13 protein-coding genes are annotated in these 13,732 nt (G+C 69.0%); 4 read left to right on the top strand and 9 right to left on the bottom strand.

Annotated features, from left to right (window positions below; translation table 11 throughout):
* Window positions 1-12: 12 nt before the first annotated feature.
* Window positions 13-525, bottom strand: coding sequence for a DUF2141 domain-containing protein (locus MT490_RS13735; RefSeq protein WP_297388689.1), 513 nt, complete (start codon window positions 523-525; stop codon window positions 13-15).
* Window positions 522-1,421 (bottom strand): hypothetical protein, encoded by a 900-nt coding sequence (locus MT490_RS13730; protein WP_297388686.1) that lies wholly within the window; start codon window positions 1,419-1,421, stop codon window positions 522-524. The genes MT490_RS13735 and MT490_RS13730 overlap by 4 nt, the downstream gene beginning before the upstream one ends.
* Window positions 1,422-1,642: 221 nt before the next feature.
* Between MT490_RS13730 and MT490_RS13725 the strand changes: the two genes are divergently transcribed.
* Window positions 1,643-2,740 (top strand): glycosyltransferase, encoded by a 1,098-nt coding sequence (locus MT490_RS13725; RefSeq protein WP_297388682.1) that lies wholly within the window; start codon window positions 1,643-1,645, stop codon window positions 2,738-2,740.
* Window positions 2,741-2,772: 32 nt separating this feature from the next.
* Here the strand turns inward: MT490_RS13725 and MT490_RS13720 are convergent, their stop codons facing one another.
* From MT490_RS13720 to pyrE, 7 genes are all read right to left on the bottom strand, one after another.
* Window positions 2,773-4,812: a TonB-dependent receptor gene (locus MT490_RS13720; RefSeq protein ID WP_297388679.1), complete on the bottom strand. Its 2,040-nt coding sequence runs from the start codon at window positions 4,810-4,812 to the stop codon at window positions 2,773-2,775.
* Window positions 4,813-4,987: 175 nt separating this feature from the next.
* Window positions 4,988-5,620, bottom strand: coding sequence for a maleylacetoacetate isomerase (maiA, locus tag MT490_RS13715; protein WP_297388677.1), 633 nt, complete (start codon window positions 5,618-5,620; stop codon window positions 4,988-4,990).
* 19 nt (window positions 5,621-5,639) lie between these two features.
* A complete protein-coding gene (locus MT490_RS13710; RefSeq protein ID WP_297388675.1) occupies window positions 5,640-6,809 on the bottom strand; it encodes an AI-2E family transporter in 1,170 nt (389 codons plus the stop codon).
* Window positions 6,806-7,681, bottom strand: a complete 876-nt coding sequence (lepB, locus tag MT490_RS13705; RefSeq protein ID WP_297388744.1) for a signal peptidase I — start codon at window positions 7,679-7,681, stop codon at window positions 6,806-6,808. Before lepB ends, MT490_RS13710 begins: the two co-directional genes overlap by 4 nt.
* A gap of 5 nt (window positions 7,682-7,686) precedes the next feature.
* Window positions 7,687-8,100 (bottom strand): holo-ACP synthase, encoded by a 414-nt coding sequence (gene acpS / locus MT490_RS13700; protein WP_297388672.1) that lies wholly within the window; start codon window positions 8,098-8,100, stop codon window positions 7,687-7,689.
* Window positions 8,101-8,260: 160 nt separating this feature from the next.
* On the bottom strand, window positions 8,261-9,013 hold the full coding sequence (locus MT490_RS13695) for a pyridoxine 5'-phosphate synthase (protein ID WP_297388668.1): 753 nt from the start codon (window positions 9,011-9,013) through the stop codon (window positions 8,261-8,263).
* Complete coding sequence (pyrE, locus tag MT490_RS13690) at window positions 9,010-9,594, bottom strand: orotate phosphoribosyltransferase (RefSeq protein WP_297388666.1); 585 nt, start codon at window positions 9,592-9,594, stop codon at window positions 9,010-9,012. The genes MT490_RS13695 and pyrE overlap by 4 nt, the downstream gene beginning before the upstream one ends.
* Window positions 9,595-9,777: 183 nt before the next feature.
* On the opposite strand from pyrE, the gene coxB reads away from it, so the two are divergent.
* From coxB to MT490_RS13675, 3 genes are all read left to right on the top strand, one after another.
* Window positions 9,778-10,884 (top strand): cytochrome c oxidase subunit II, encoded by a 1,107-nt coding sequence (gene coxB / locus MT490_RS13685; protein WP_297388663.1) that lies wholly within the window; start codon window positions 9,778-9,780, stop codon window positions 10,882-10,884.
* 4 nt (window positions 10,885-10,888) lie between these two features.
* Window positions 10,889-12,568 carry a cytochrome c oxidase subunit I gene (gene ctaD / locus MT490_RS13680; protein WP_297388660.1) on the top strand — a complete coding sequence of 560 codons (1,680 nt, stop codon included), beginning with the start codon at window positions 10,889-10,891 and terminating at the stop codon, window positions 12,566-12,568.
* Window positions 12,569-12,694: 126 nt separating this feature from the next.
* Window positions 12,695-13,714, top strand: coding sequence for a hypothetical protein (locus MT490_RS13675; protein ID WP_297388658.1), 1,020 nt, complete (start codon window positions 12,695-12,697; stop codon window positions 13,712-13,714).
* Window positions 13,715-13,732 lie beyond the last annotated feature (18 nt).

Here is a 13,732-nt window from a genome sequence, read left to right as displayed (position 1 = left end):
CGGTTCGTCTCCTCAGTCGAGCGGGCCGAAGCCGCCCAGCCCCTTCAGATATTGGGCGCGCACGGTGATCTGGCCGCCGGCGGCGGGAATGTTGACCAGCGCCTGGCGGACCTTGGGCCGGCTGCGGCCGAGCCGCTGATTGCTCGGAAAGCCCGCTCCGTCCTGCCAGAAGTTGAACTTGTTCTTGCCGTCGCGGTCATGCGTGAAGAGCAGAGCCCATTGGCCGGCGCTCGGCGCGCGGATGCACAGGACGATCGGGCCCGAAGCGGGAACCGATGCCCAGATGCGGCGCATCTGCTTGCCCTCGGCCTTGATCGTGCGATCGTCCTTGAGGAAATCGGCCTCGTTGCCGGGATAGAGCTCGAGCTTGAGCCGGCCGCCGCGATCCTTGAGGCCGGTCACGTTGACGTAGAGCCTCGGCCCCGCACCATGCGCGCACGAGCCGTCGAGCGGGTCCTGCGCGCGCGCCGCGCCGGGCAGCGCCAGCGCGGCAAGGGCGAGGGAAAGAACCACCGGGCGGATCATTGCTTGTTCCTCGTGAGCAGCGCGTGGGCGCTGAAGCCGCCGATCAGCGCCACGTGCGCGAGCAGCGTCAGCGCCGCGATCAGCGCCATCAGCTCCGACAGCGCCTGGCCTTGCCCGATCACCACGCCGGCGATCGTCGCGAAGGCGACTTCCTTGTTGGGGACGAGCGGCAGGCGCCAGACGAGCAGCCGGCCTGCCGCCATCAGCAGCCAGAAGCCGATCGAGACCTCGGGCAGCGCGAAATGCCAGGCGATGGCGATGAGGAACGACCCGGTGAGGATACGCGTGCAATGCACGCCGAAGATCCACCACAAGGTGCCGCGCGGCAGCGAGAAGACCCGCCGCGAGAAGATCATGAAGGGCAGCGAGGTGGCGACGATGATCGCGATCGAACCCCATACCCAATTCTGCTGGACATGGGTGAGCAGGCCCATGCCGAACGGCGCGGCGAGCAGGATCATCGCCAGCGTGACCGCATTGCCCGCGATCGCCGACAGGATCGTCACGTCCTTCACCGCGCCGAAGGGTGCCGCGACCATCTGCGTGCGCTGGCGTGCCCAGGCGTAGAAATAGGCTTCGCCCGAATAGCCGACCAGCACTTCGTTCGAGATGCGCTTCTTGTGAAGCGCGGCCATGCCCGCGATCGGGATGTTCCACAGCCGCTTGAAGATCACATAGTCGAAGGTCGGCGGACCGAGATAATAAAGCAGGAAGGCGATGTAGAAGACCGGATGCGTCGGCAGCCGGCGCGAGAGCCCGGCGAGCCCGGAATCGAACAGCTCGTGCGCCAGCGCGCCGATCATCAGCAGCGTGAGCGCGCCGCCGAGCAGCATCGGCCAGCGCCGCCTGATTTTTTCCACGGGCTCGAGCCCGGCAAGGTCCTGCACGCTCGCCATGGGAGCTCCGACAGCGCTGGTGTTCACCGAAGCCTCCACTGCTGGTTCGTTCACTGGGTCAGTTTCCGCTGCAGACACGTAAAACAAATTTCGTTCTGTTTCCGCGTCTTGCATCGCCCCCCGGTTACGCGCGCCCGTGCGGAGATGGCGGATTGGCAGCAGAATGCGGTTTATTCCGGGGGCGATTTGGGCGTAACAGAGGCAATCTACAAGGGCATATGTTGCACCGCACCTATTCCAAAACCGCCCAGCACATCCTCAGCTGCGCCCAGACGATGCGCGGCGGCGGGGTCGAGCGCGCGCTGCTGCGCATGGCCGAGGGCTGGCTGCGCGAAGGGCGGCGAGTGACGCTGGTGCTGGGCAGCGACGCGGGTCCGCTGGCGGCGGAGATCCCCCCGGGCATCGAGCTGATCATGCTCGGCGACGCGCGCTATTCGGCGCTCTTCAGGCTGGGCGAGCATGTCCGCGCGAGCGCGCCCGACCTCGTCTTCTGCCCCGGCAACCACTATAGCGCGGTCGCGGCGCTGACCCGCTTCTACCTCGGCCGCACATCCCCGCCGATCGTCGCCAAGGTATCGAACGCATTGGTCCGCCCCGAGCAGGGCCGCCTCGGCGCCTGGGCCTATCGGCGCTGGCTGCGGCTCCATCCGCGCTTCCTCGACCATGTCGTGGCGATGACCCCGGCGATGGCGGCGGAGGCCGTGGCCGAGATGCGGATGCCGCCCGAGCGCGTGAGCGTGATTGCCAATCCGCCCGCGGCCGCGCGGCCCGATGCCGCGCCGATGCCCTTGCCCGCGGGACGCTATATCGTCGGCGTCGGACGGCTCGAGCCGCAGAAGCGCTGGGACCGGCTGATCGCGGCGCTGCCGCGGATCGCGGACAGGCAGGTGCAGCTCCTGATCCTCGGCGAGGGCAGCGCGCGGGCGGCACTCGAGAAGCAGGTGGCGGCGCTCGGGCTGGCGGCGCGGGTGTCGATGCCCGGCCATGCCGGCGATCCGCTGCCCGCGCTCGCCGGTGCGACGGTGGTTGCGCTCACCTCGGATTTCGAAGGCGTGCCCGGGGTGCTGCGCGAGGCGCTGTCGGTGGGCACGCCGGTGGTCTCGACCGAATCGAGCGTCGCGGTGCGCGAGATCGTGACGGCGCCGGACCTGGGGACAATCGTCCCGCGCGAGGACCCGGCAGCCTTGGTCGCGGCGCTGGACGATTGGCTCACGCCCGGCCGCACGCGGCCCGCGCCCGTCGCGGCCGATGGGGATCCGATCGCGGAGTATCTCGCGCTGTTCGACCGGCTGGTAGCGGGGCAACAGCAGGGTTTCTAAGATCCTCCCCGGAACGGGGAGGAGTTGTCGCGCTACCGCAGCCGGTAACGCAGCCCCAGCCAGAGCGTCCGCGGCGTCGCGCGCTCGATCACGCCAGGGCCGCTGATCCCGGCCTCGACGCGGGCATCGGCGATATTCTCCGCCCGCGCCTCGGCGGTCAGGCTGCGCGTCAGCGGCAGCGCGGCGGCCGCGTCGAAGGTGAGCGCGTCGGCGAGTTCACGGCTGTTCTGGTCGTCCTCATATTGCGGCGAGGCATAGCGCGCAGTGATCGCCGCGCCGAGATCGCCGCGGCGCCAGGCCAAAGTCGCCGAGGCCTGGTGCTGCGCGGTCTGGGCGGGACGGAGACCGTCGAGCGCGGCGGCGATTCCCGAGGCATGGACGCGCGAATCGGCGAAGGCGTAGGATGCCGACAGGCTCACCGGGCCGCGCTCGAACCTACCGTCGAGCTCGACGCCCCTCGCCTCGACGGCATCGAGGTTCCGGCGCTGGCGATAGACCCCAGCGGCCGAGACGAAGCCGACGCCGGGAAAATTGCCGGGGCCGCTGGCGAGCGTGACGTTGGCGATCGCGTCGTCGAGGCGGTTCCAATAGCCGGTGGCGCGGAACGTCAGCGCGGGCGCGGGGCGCCAGTCGAGGCCGATCTCCGCGCCGGTCAGCCGCTCGGGATCGAGCGCGGCGTTGGCGGCGGTAGCGTCGGCGCCGACGCGGAACGGGCGGTAGAGTTCGTTGAGCGTGGGTAGCCGCCAGCCGCGATAGGCGGCGGCGCGCAGGGTGACCGCGCCCGCCGCATAGGCAGCGCCGATCCGGCCGGTCGCCTCGGTGCCGCTGCGGTCCGCGAAGGCGAGGTCGGTGAGCGCGGCGCCGCCGGCGAGCGGACGCTCGACCAGCGAGCCCTTGGCGATCGTCCAGCGATCGAGCCGTCCGCCCGCGCTGAGCGTGAGCGGACCAGCCTCGTAGCTCGCATCGAGGAAGCCGCCGATCGTGCTGCTCTCGCCACCCGCGACGCGGCGGCGCGTGGGGGCTCCCGCGACATAGGTATAGCGCTCCTGCGTGCGGCCCGAGACGTGGCGCACGTCGCTGCCGAGCCGCAGCGTGACCCCGCCGCCGATCGGGGGCTGGAGCTCGATCCGGCCGCCGATCCCGGTCGCGGGGACATTGTACTGGTCGAGCGTGGGCGCGGCGGCGCTGCGCGTGTCGTCGACGCTGGCGAAGCCGCTCGCGAACTGGCGCGTCTGCACATAAGCGAGCGCCGACCAGCCCCAGCCGCCGCGCTTGACCAGGCGGATGCTGGCGTCGGCGCCGTCGCTGGCGATCCGGGTGAAGTCCAGGCCGCGGTCGCGCCGGTCGGTGAAGCCCGAGACATTGGCCTGGAGCTCGGCACCGCCGCCCATGTCGACCACGCCGCGCAGCGCCAGGCTCGCTTGCTCATAGGGCGCTGCACGATCGGCGGGGCCGCGCTGGTCCTCGACGATCGGCACGAAGCCGTCGCCGCGGGAATATTGCCCGGCGATCGTGACGAAGCCCTGGCCGAGCGTCGCCGAACCGACCGCGCTCGCGTCCATGCTGTCGCGGCTGCCATAGGCCGCGCGGAGCTGGAGCGGGCCGAGATCGGCGGGCGTGCCGCTCGTCAGCTCGATCGTCCCGGCGAGCGCGCCGGGCCCGGCATAGCCGCTGCCCCCGCCGCGCGTGACGCGGATCGCGGCGAGCCGATCGGGGAGATAGGCCGGGAAGGCGACCCAGCCGCCGAACGGATCGGCCTGGGGCACGCCGTCGAGCAGCAGCAATGCGCGGCTCGAGGCATTGCCGCCGAGCCCGCGCAGCGTCACGCCTTGGCTCGTCGGATGCGCCGAGCGCGAGTCCGAGCGGCGGAACTGCGCCACGCCCGCGACGTCATGCAGCACGTCCTCGAGGCGATTGCTCGCCGTGCCGGCGAGCCGCTCGCGCTCCACGGTGACGACGTCATAGGCGGCGTCCCCCGGCGGCGCGTCGAGCCCGCGGCCGGTGACGACGATCTCGTCGGGGGCGGTCTGGGCAAGCGCCGGGGCGGCAAGCAGCAGCGTGCCGATGATCATTAAGCCCCTCCCCTTCAGGGGAGGGGTTGGGGTGGGGCCTGTCCGCGGGCGACAGAGCTTGAGGCACTGCCCCACCCCCAACCCAGGTGCAGGTAATCGATGCCCCGCATCGATTAGGTCATGCCGGGGGCATGACCGACCTGCACCTCCTGAAGGGGAGGGGCTTTGTTTTTGACTACGCATGTGGCGCCACGCGATCCGGATGCGCGGCGGCGAAGGCCTCGATCACCTGCGCGGCGGCATCGGCGCGGACGAGCTTCGGATAGGCCTCCAGCGGCGTGTCGAAGCGGCGCGCGTTGAACATCTGGGGGACCAGGAAGACGTCGGCGATATTGGGCGCCGCGCCGCCGAGAAAGGGCCCGTCCCCCTCCCCCGCCAGCGCCTCCAGCGCCGCGAAGCCCTCGGCGATCCAGTGGCGCGTCCATTCGTCGCGCTTGGCGTCCTCGGCGCCGAGCTCGTGCTTGAGCCAGCGCATCACCCGGAGGTTGTTGAGCGGATGGATATCGGCCGCGACCACCAGGGCCTGGGCGAGCGCGGCGGCGCGGGCGTCGGGATCGGCGGGGATCAGCCGCGGCTCGGGATAATGCGCGTCGAGCCAGTCGATGATCGCCAGGCTCTGGGTCAGCACCCTGCCCTCGACCTCAAGCGCGGGGACGAGGCCCTGCGGGTTCAGCGCGAGATGCTCGGGGCCGTATTGCTGGTTCTCGAGCAGCATCACGTCGCGCCGCTCATAGGCGACGCCCTTGAGGTTGAGCGCGATGCGGACGCGATAGGCGGCGGACGAGCGGAAATAGTCGTGGAGCAGCATAGGGTCTCCCCGGGATGGCTCAGGTAACGGGGGGCTGTGCCGGCGGTTCCGCGATCGTCGCCGCGCCGGCGACGGTGTCGCGGTGGCGGACACGCCAGTGGAAGCCGCGCGGCTCGGTGCGCTGGACCCGCGCCGCGCGCTCGGCCTCGCTCTCCAGCGCCACCTTGATCATCGCGACGATTGGATCGGCGAGCGCGAGTCCCATGAAGCCGAACAAGGTACTCGCCAGGATCTGCGCCGAGAGCGTGAGCGCGGGCGGCAGGTCGACGGTCTTCTTGGCGACGAGCGGGATCAGCACATAGCCGTCGAAGGTCTGCACTCCGAAATAGACCGCGATCGCCCACAGCCCCTGATCGTATCCCGCGCTGAACCCCACCGCGACCATCAGCACGCCGCTCACGAAGGCCCCGATATTGGGAATGAAGGCGAGGATGCCGGTGATGATCCCGAGCAGCATTGCCATCGGCACGCCGACGATGCTGAGCAGGATCCAGGTCAGGACGCCCTCGAACACCATGCCGAGCAGGCGGCCGCCGAGCAGCACGCGCAGCGTCCGCGCCATCCGCCCGATCGTCACCGAGAAATCGTCGCGCGCGTCGACCGGGACCATCCATTGCAGGCCGCGCTCGTAGATGCGCGGCTCGATCGCCACGAACAGGCCGATCGACAGCACCATCAGCAGGCTCGCCGCCGCGCCGATCACCGAACCCACCGCCGAGGTGAGCCGGCCGATCGAGCCGAGCGCCTGCTGCGCGATCCCGGTGAGGTCGGAGCGACCGGGCATCAGGCCGAGGCTCGAGATCCATTCGACGACGCGATTGCCCTGAATCTCCAGCGTGGTGCGGAGCTGCTCGGCCTGGAGCGCGATCTGGACGCCGGTCAGGTAGAAGACGCTGCCGAGGAAGGCGAGGACGAGCAGCACCACGATGATCAGCCGCAGCCCGCGCGGGATCGGCAGCACGCGCCCGAGCAGCCGCGCGCCGCCGTCGAGCATCGAGGCGACGACGAGCCCGCCGAAGATGATCAGCAAGGGCTGGATCAGCAGCACGACCAGCGCCACGCCGATCGCCAGCCCGAACCAGACCGAGGCGCGCTTCAGCTCGGCGCGGACGATCGGATCGCGCAGCTCGTTGGGGCCGGGCTCATGGACGACCTTGATGCCTTCGCTCTTGGGGGAATCGGCGGTCATCGGGGTTCCTGCGTCGGATGGAGCGAAGTGCCCGCGCGGCCCGAGCGGAACGAGCCGGGCCAGCTCAGGGGGTTCCAACTCGCGCTGCCGTCCAGCGAGAAGGTGATGAACTCGGCGCGGCCGCCGATATTCTCCCAGGGCACCGGGCCGCCCAGGCCGTTCTGCGCGATCGAGAAGCGGCTGTCGGCGCTGTTGTCGCGATTGTCGCCCATCAGGAAGACGCGGCCCTCGGGCACGCGGATCTCGGGATAATTGTCGCCCGGGCTCCAGCCCTTGTCGACCGTGTCGTACGAGCGGCCGCCCGGCAGCGTCTCGCGGAAGATCGGCAGGCGACATACCTGCCTGCCGCTGGCGGCGGTCACCCGCAGGCCGGGATAGTGATCGGCGTCGCAGCGCGTATTGGGATCGACCGGCACGTCGCGCGTGCCCGCGGCGCGGCGCGGGATCGGCTTGCCATTCAGCCAGACCACGCCCTCGCGCACCGCGATCCTGTCGCCGGGCAGGCCGATGACGCGCTTGATATAGTCGGTCTCGGTCCCCGGCGGGGTGACGATCACCACGTCGCCGCGCTCGGGCAGCCGGCCGAACAGCCGGCCCGGGATGAAGGGCAGCAAGTGGAAGGTCGGCGTGACGAAACTGTAGCCATAGGGATATTTGGTGACGACCAGCCGATCGCCGACCAGCAGCCCCGGCATCATCGATTCGGACGGGATGTAGAAGGGCTTGGCGACGAGGCTGTGGAAGCCGAGCACCGCCAGCACCAGCCACACGATGCCGCGCAGCTCGGCCCACCAGTCGGTGGCGCGCCGCGTCTCTGCCGCCTGCTCCTCGAAACCCTCTTCGTGCGTCAACGCCAACTCATCCGCGGCCAAGGTCATCAATCGTCCTTCCCGACCGCGATCGCTTCGATCATCACCATGGCGAAGGCCCAGGGATGATCGTCGGTCAGCGTGAGATGCACCTTCGCGACGTGGCCATCGGGGGTGATGGCGTCAAGCCTCGCCTTCGCGCCCCCGGTCAACGCCAGCGTCGGCGCACCCGAGGGCGCGTTGACGACACCGATGTCCTTGAGGAACACCCCCTGCTTGAACCCGGTTCCGACCGCCTTGGAATAAGCCTCCTTGGCGGCGAAGCGCTTGGCGAGCGTCGCGGCGCGCGTGTGCGGACGGCGATCGGCCTTCCTGATCTCGATCTCGGTGAAGGCACGCTGCTCGAAGCGCGTGCCGAACCGGTCGAGCGAGGACTGGATCCGCTCGATGTTGCACAGGTCGGAGCCGAGGCCGAGGATCATGCTGAAAATCCTCCCCGGCACGGGGAGGGGGACCATGCGTAGCATGGTGGAGGGGGCCCGCCATCCGCGAGCGTGAGGCAATGAGGAGAGCGGGCCCCCCTCCACCACGCCCTGCGGGCGCGGTCCCCCTCCCCGTTCCGGGGAGGATTTCGGAGGCCCCTCACCGCGCCGAATCCATCAGCGCGCGCATGCGCTGGACCACCGGCGCGAGGCCATCGAAGATCGCCTCGCCGATCAGGAAATGACCGATATTGAGCTCCATCACCTGCGGGATCGCGGCGATCGGGACGACATTGTCGAAGGTGAGCCCGTGGCCCGCATGCGGCTCGAGCCCGGCCTTGGCGGCGAGCGCGGCGGCGTCGGCGATGCGCCGCAGCTCCTCGGCGCGCGCGTCCTCCGCCAGCTCGCAATAGCGGCCGGTGTGTAGCTCGACGACGGGCGCGCGCAGGCGCAGCGCCGCGTCGACCTGGCGCTCGTCGGGCTCGATGAACAGCGACACGCGGCAGCCGGCGTCGAGCAGCCTGGCCACCATCGGCGCGAGATGGTTGTGCTGGCCCGCGGCGTCGAGCCCGCCCTCGGTGGTGCGCTCCTCGCGCTTCTCGGGGACGATGCACACCGCATGCGGGCGATGGCGGAGCGCGATCGCCAGCATCTCCTCGGTCGCCGCCATCTCGAGGTTGAGCGGGACGGTCAGCTCGGCGGAGAGCCGGGCGATGTCGTCGTCGGTGATGTGGCGCCGGTCCTCGCGCAGATGCGCGGTGATGCCGTCGGCCCCGGCTTCGGCCGCCAACAGCGCCGCACGCACCGGATCGGGATAGCCCGAACCGCGCGCGTTCCGCACGGTCGCGACATGGTCGATATTGACCCCCAGGCGAAGCCGCCTCTCGTCGGCGTGCCGGAGCTTGCCGGTCATGCTTCCGCCCGGCTCCCCGGCTTGACCGCCGGGATCGCCGCGAGCTCGGGAGGCAGCGCGTCGGGTTCGTAGGCCGGCACGTCGAGCCGCATCAGCGGGAAGAAGGGCACGTCGAACGCCGCATTGCCGCCCGAGCGATCGACCAGCGAGGCCATGGCGATCACTTGCCCGCCCGCTTCCTCGATCGCCCTGATCGCCTCGCGCGAGGAGAGGCCGGTGGTGACGACGTCCTCCATCATCAGCACCTTCTGCCCGGGCTCGAGCCGGAAGCCGCGGCGCAGCTCGAAAGTGCCGGTGGGGCGCTCGACGAACATCGCTTCGACGCCCAATGCGCGCGCCATCTCGTGCCCGGCGATCACGCCGCCCATCGCCGGTGACACCACCGCGCTGATCTGCGCGCGGAGATCCTCGGGAATTTGCGCCGCCAGCGCCTCCGCGAGGCGCGCGCCCCGCGCGGGATCCATCAACACCCGCGCGCACTGGAGATAGCGCGAGCTCCTGAGCCCCGAGGAGAGGATGAAATGACCCTCGAGCAGCGCATCCGCGGCGCGGAACTCCTCCAGAATCTCGTCACCGGTCAACGCGCGCACTCCCACGGGGTTTGGATGGCGGCGACTCTTAGGGTCTGCACCCATCGCCCGCAACGGCCCCATCAAAAAGGGTTGAGAATGGCCTTGAGCGTCGTATAGGCCGCGGACTCGGTAGCTTTTCCTTTTCTCGCCTACGGCGCAGCCACGCGAACAGGGTGAATATAAACGATGCGCATGCTTGGGTTGACTTCGATTGTCCTGGCAGCGGGGCTGGCGCTTGGGGCGCCCGGCCACGCCCAGGAGCCCGCCGCCGCACCCGCGGCAAATGCGACGGCGCCTGACGCCGCTGCGCCCACGGCCCCGCTCGCGGACCCGGCTTCGGCACCCGCCGCGGCAGCGGCTCCCGCGGTCGCCGATCCGACGCTCGACGCGTCGGGCAAGCCGCTGACCAAGGCGGCGCCCGGCATCGGCCAGCCGCAGGATCGGCTGTTCGGCCTGCAAACGCAGGTCACGCCCAATGGCCGTGAAGCGCACTGGTTCCACGATGTGATCCTGGTGCCGCTGATCACGATCATCTCGCTGTTCGTGCTGGCGCTGCTGATCTGGGTGATCATCCGCTATCGCCGCGCCGCCAATCCGGTGCCCTCGCGCACCAGCCACAACACCGCGATCGAGATCGTCTGGACGCTGCTCCCGGTGCTGATCCTGATCGCGATCGCCGTCCCCTCGATCAAGCTGCTCGCCGCGCAGTTCAAGCCCGCGCCGGACAATGCCGTGACGCTCAAGGCGATCGGCAACCAGTGGTTCTGGTCGTACGAATATCCCGACCATGGCGACATCAAGCTGACCGCGAACATGCTCAAGGAGCAGACCGAGGTTCCGGCCGGCCAGCGTTACCGCACCGACGCCGACGGTCCGCGCCTGCTCGCCACCGACACGCGCGTCGTGCTGCCGGTGGGCGTGCCGATCCGCCTCGTCACCACTGCGCAGGACGTGATCCACAGCTGGGCGGTCCCCGCCTTCTGGATCAAGCTCGACGCTGTTCCCGGCCGCCTCAACGAGACCAGCTTCATCATCGAGAAGCCCGGCCTCTATTTCGGCCAGTGCTCGGAGCTGTGCGGCGCGCGCCACGCGTATATGCCGATCGCGGTCGAGGCGGTTTCGCCCGAAGTGTTCGCGCAGTGGGTCGCCTCGAAGGGCGGCAAGATGCCCGGCGCGAAGGCCGAGCCGCAGTCGACCACCGCCGCAGGCAACGACGCCTCCGCAGAGACGGGCAACGCGGCCGAGGCCGGCCCGGTAACCAACGCCACCGCCGCACCGGCGGCCACCACGGGCCACTGAGACCATGACCGACACCGCTCTCCACGCGCATGACGCCCATGCGCACGCCCATCATGACGGGCATCACGACGCCGATCACAAGCCTGGATTCTTCCAGCGCTGGTTCATGTCCACCAACCACAAGGACATCGGCACGCTCTATCTGATCTTCGCGATCGTCGCCGGCATCATCGGCGGCGGCATCTCGGGTCTGATGCGCGTCGAGCTGATGCACCCGGGCATCCAGTATCTGCCGCAGTGGCTGACCTATCTCCACGGTTCGGCGACCTTCGACGAATCGCTCCACTTCTGGAACGTGCTGATCACCGCGCACGGCCTGATCATGGTGTTCTTCATGGTCATGCCGGCGATGATCGGCGGCTTCGGCAACTGGTTCGTGCCGATCATGATCGGGGCGCCGGACATGGCGTTCCCGCGCATGAACAACATCTCGTTCTGGCTGCTGATCCCGGCCTTCACGCTGCTCCTTGCCTCGCCCTTCGTCGGCAACGGCGCGGGCACCGGCTGGACGGTCTACGCCCCGCTCTCCACCTATGGCGAGCCCGGGCCGTCGGTGGACATGGCGATCCTGTCGCTCCACCTCGCGGGCGCCAGCTCGATCCTCGGCGCGATCAACTTCATCACCACCATCTTCAACATGCGCGCACCGGGCATGACGCTCCACAAGATGCCGCTGTTCGTGTGGTCGGTGCTGATCACCGCCTTCCTGCTGCTGCTGGCGCTGCCGGTGCTCGCCGCGGCGATCACCATGCTGCTGACCGACCGCAACTTCGGCACGGCCTTCTACGATCCCGCGTACGGCGGCGATCCGATCCTCTACCAGCACCTCTTCTGGTTCTTCGGCCACCCCGAAGTGTACATCATGATCCTGCCGGGCTTCGGCATCGTCAGCCAGATCGTCGCTACCTTCAGCCGCAAGCCGGTGTTCGGCTATCTCGGCATGGCCTATGCCATGGTCGCGATCGGCCTGGTCGGCTTCGTCGTCTGGGCGCACCACATGTTCACCACCGGCCTCTCGGTCACCGTGAAGATGTACTTCACCGCGGCGACGATGGTGATCGCGGTGCCCACTGGCGTGAAGATCTTCTCGTGGATCGCGACGATGTGGGGCGGGTCGCTGACCTTCAAGACCCCGATGGTCTGGTCGCTCGGCTTCATCTTCATGTTCACCGTCGGCGGCGTGACCGGCGTGGTGCTCGCGAACGGTGGCGTCGACGACTACATGCAGGACACCTATTACGTCGTCGCGCACTTCCACTACGTGCTGTCGCTCGGCGCGGTGTTCTCGCTCTTCGCCGGCTTCTATTACTGGTTCCCGAAGATCTCGGGCCGGATGTACAACGAGCTGCTCGGCCAGCTGCACTTCTGGGTGTTCTTCATCGGCGTGAACGTGCTGTTCTTCCCGATGCACTTCCTGGGCCTGCAGGGCATGCCGCGCCGCTATCCCGACTATCCGGACGCCTATGCGCACTGGAACGAAGTCGCGACCTGGGGCTACATGATCATGGTCGCGGGCGTTGCGATCTTCTTCGTCAACATCCTCTGGTCGCTGCTCGCGGGCCGGAAGGCGGAAGGCAATCCGTGGGGCGAAGGCGCGACGACGCTCGAATGGACGCTGTCGAGCCCGCCGCCCTTCCACCAGTTCGAGACGCTGCCGGTGATCGACAGCAGCTCGCACCACTGATCCCGGCCCAGCCGGAAACCGAAGCGCCCCGGAGGAAACTCCGGGGCGTTTTCGTTTTGGTGGCCGCGCGCGGTTCAGAGTTCGTAAACTGGGAACGAATAGCCTCTGCGGAGGAGGAGACGCGGCATGAAGGCTCTGATCCCTGTGGCGCTATGCGTCGCCGCCCTTACTCCCGCCGCGACGCTCGTCGCCATGGCGCCTCGATCGGAGGGCACCATGCAGTCGCAAGACGATCCCCGCGTCTACCCAGCCCCTCCACCGATCACTCCCGCCGAGCCGGGCGGCGGTCACCTATACGGCCTCTGCCTGCCGACACGCACCGTCGCGGGGGCAAAGATCATCGCACTCGGGGCGTATGAGGGCAGCCAATCGACAGACCTGGTGATCGGGGGCACGCCGCACGAAACCGGCGTCATCGCCGTGACCGGCAGCGCCAGCGGTCCTCCGGTGGTACTCATTCTCTCCGCCTATGAAGCGACCATCTGGGACCTCCGCCGCTTCCCGCACCGGCGTCTGCGCGCCATATTGGCGTACGGCTATTACGACCAGGCGGTGGCCGGAGTGCCCGGCGCGATACCCGTGCGCTTTCAGAGCCGGGGACAGACGGGAGCCTGCGGGCGAGCGACATACGCCTATAAAGGAGGTCGTGAGTTGGAGAGACTGGCGGCAGCCGTGATGGAGGCCACGGGGCGCCGCATCGATGATTTTCAGGGCGGCTACGGCCCGAGCAGCTTCGACATAGACAGGCGTGCGGCTGGCGCGCCGGTTACCGCGCTGGACTCGGGTGAACTCCGCTCCGCCGTGGCGATCCGTCGCGACCGCGTGCGCCCAGGAGCCGCAGGCATCGCCCAATTGATCGCGGAAGGCACGATCCGTCCAGCAGCTAAGACGGACCTCGAACGGCTATCGGCAGCGCTGACTCGCACGAGCCCCACGGGCTATCTGGCTCCGGTCCATCCAGAACATCTCGGCCCCCGCACTTATGTGGTGCTTCGCCCGACACTGATCCCTCGCGGCATGTACGGCGGTCGTTCCGCCACCTTCCTCCTGTCGCCAGGCATCGCGTGGCCGACCGACCCGGGCAGCCACAACACCTACTATTCGCTCGCCGACGGCAAGTGTCGCGGCCCGGGCTGCGAACGCTAGAGAGACGCCCCTTTCCCC

The organism is Sphingomonas sp., from assembly GCF_026460985.1.
Taxonomy (GTDB): Bacteria; Pseudomonadota; Alphaproteobacteria; order Sphingomonadales; family Sphingomonadaceae; genus Sphingomonas.
The sequence above is the reverse complement of the archived record's forward strand: the minus strand, read 5'-3'. Positions and strand labels throughout refer to the sequence as shown.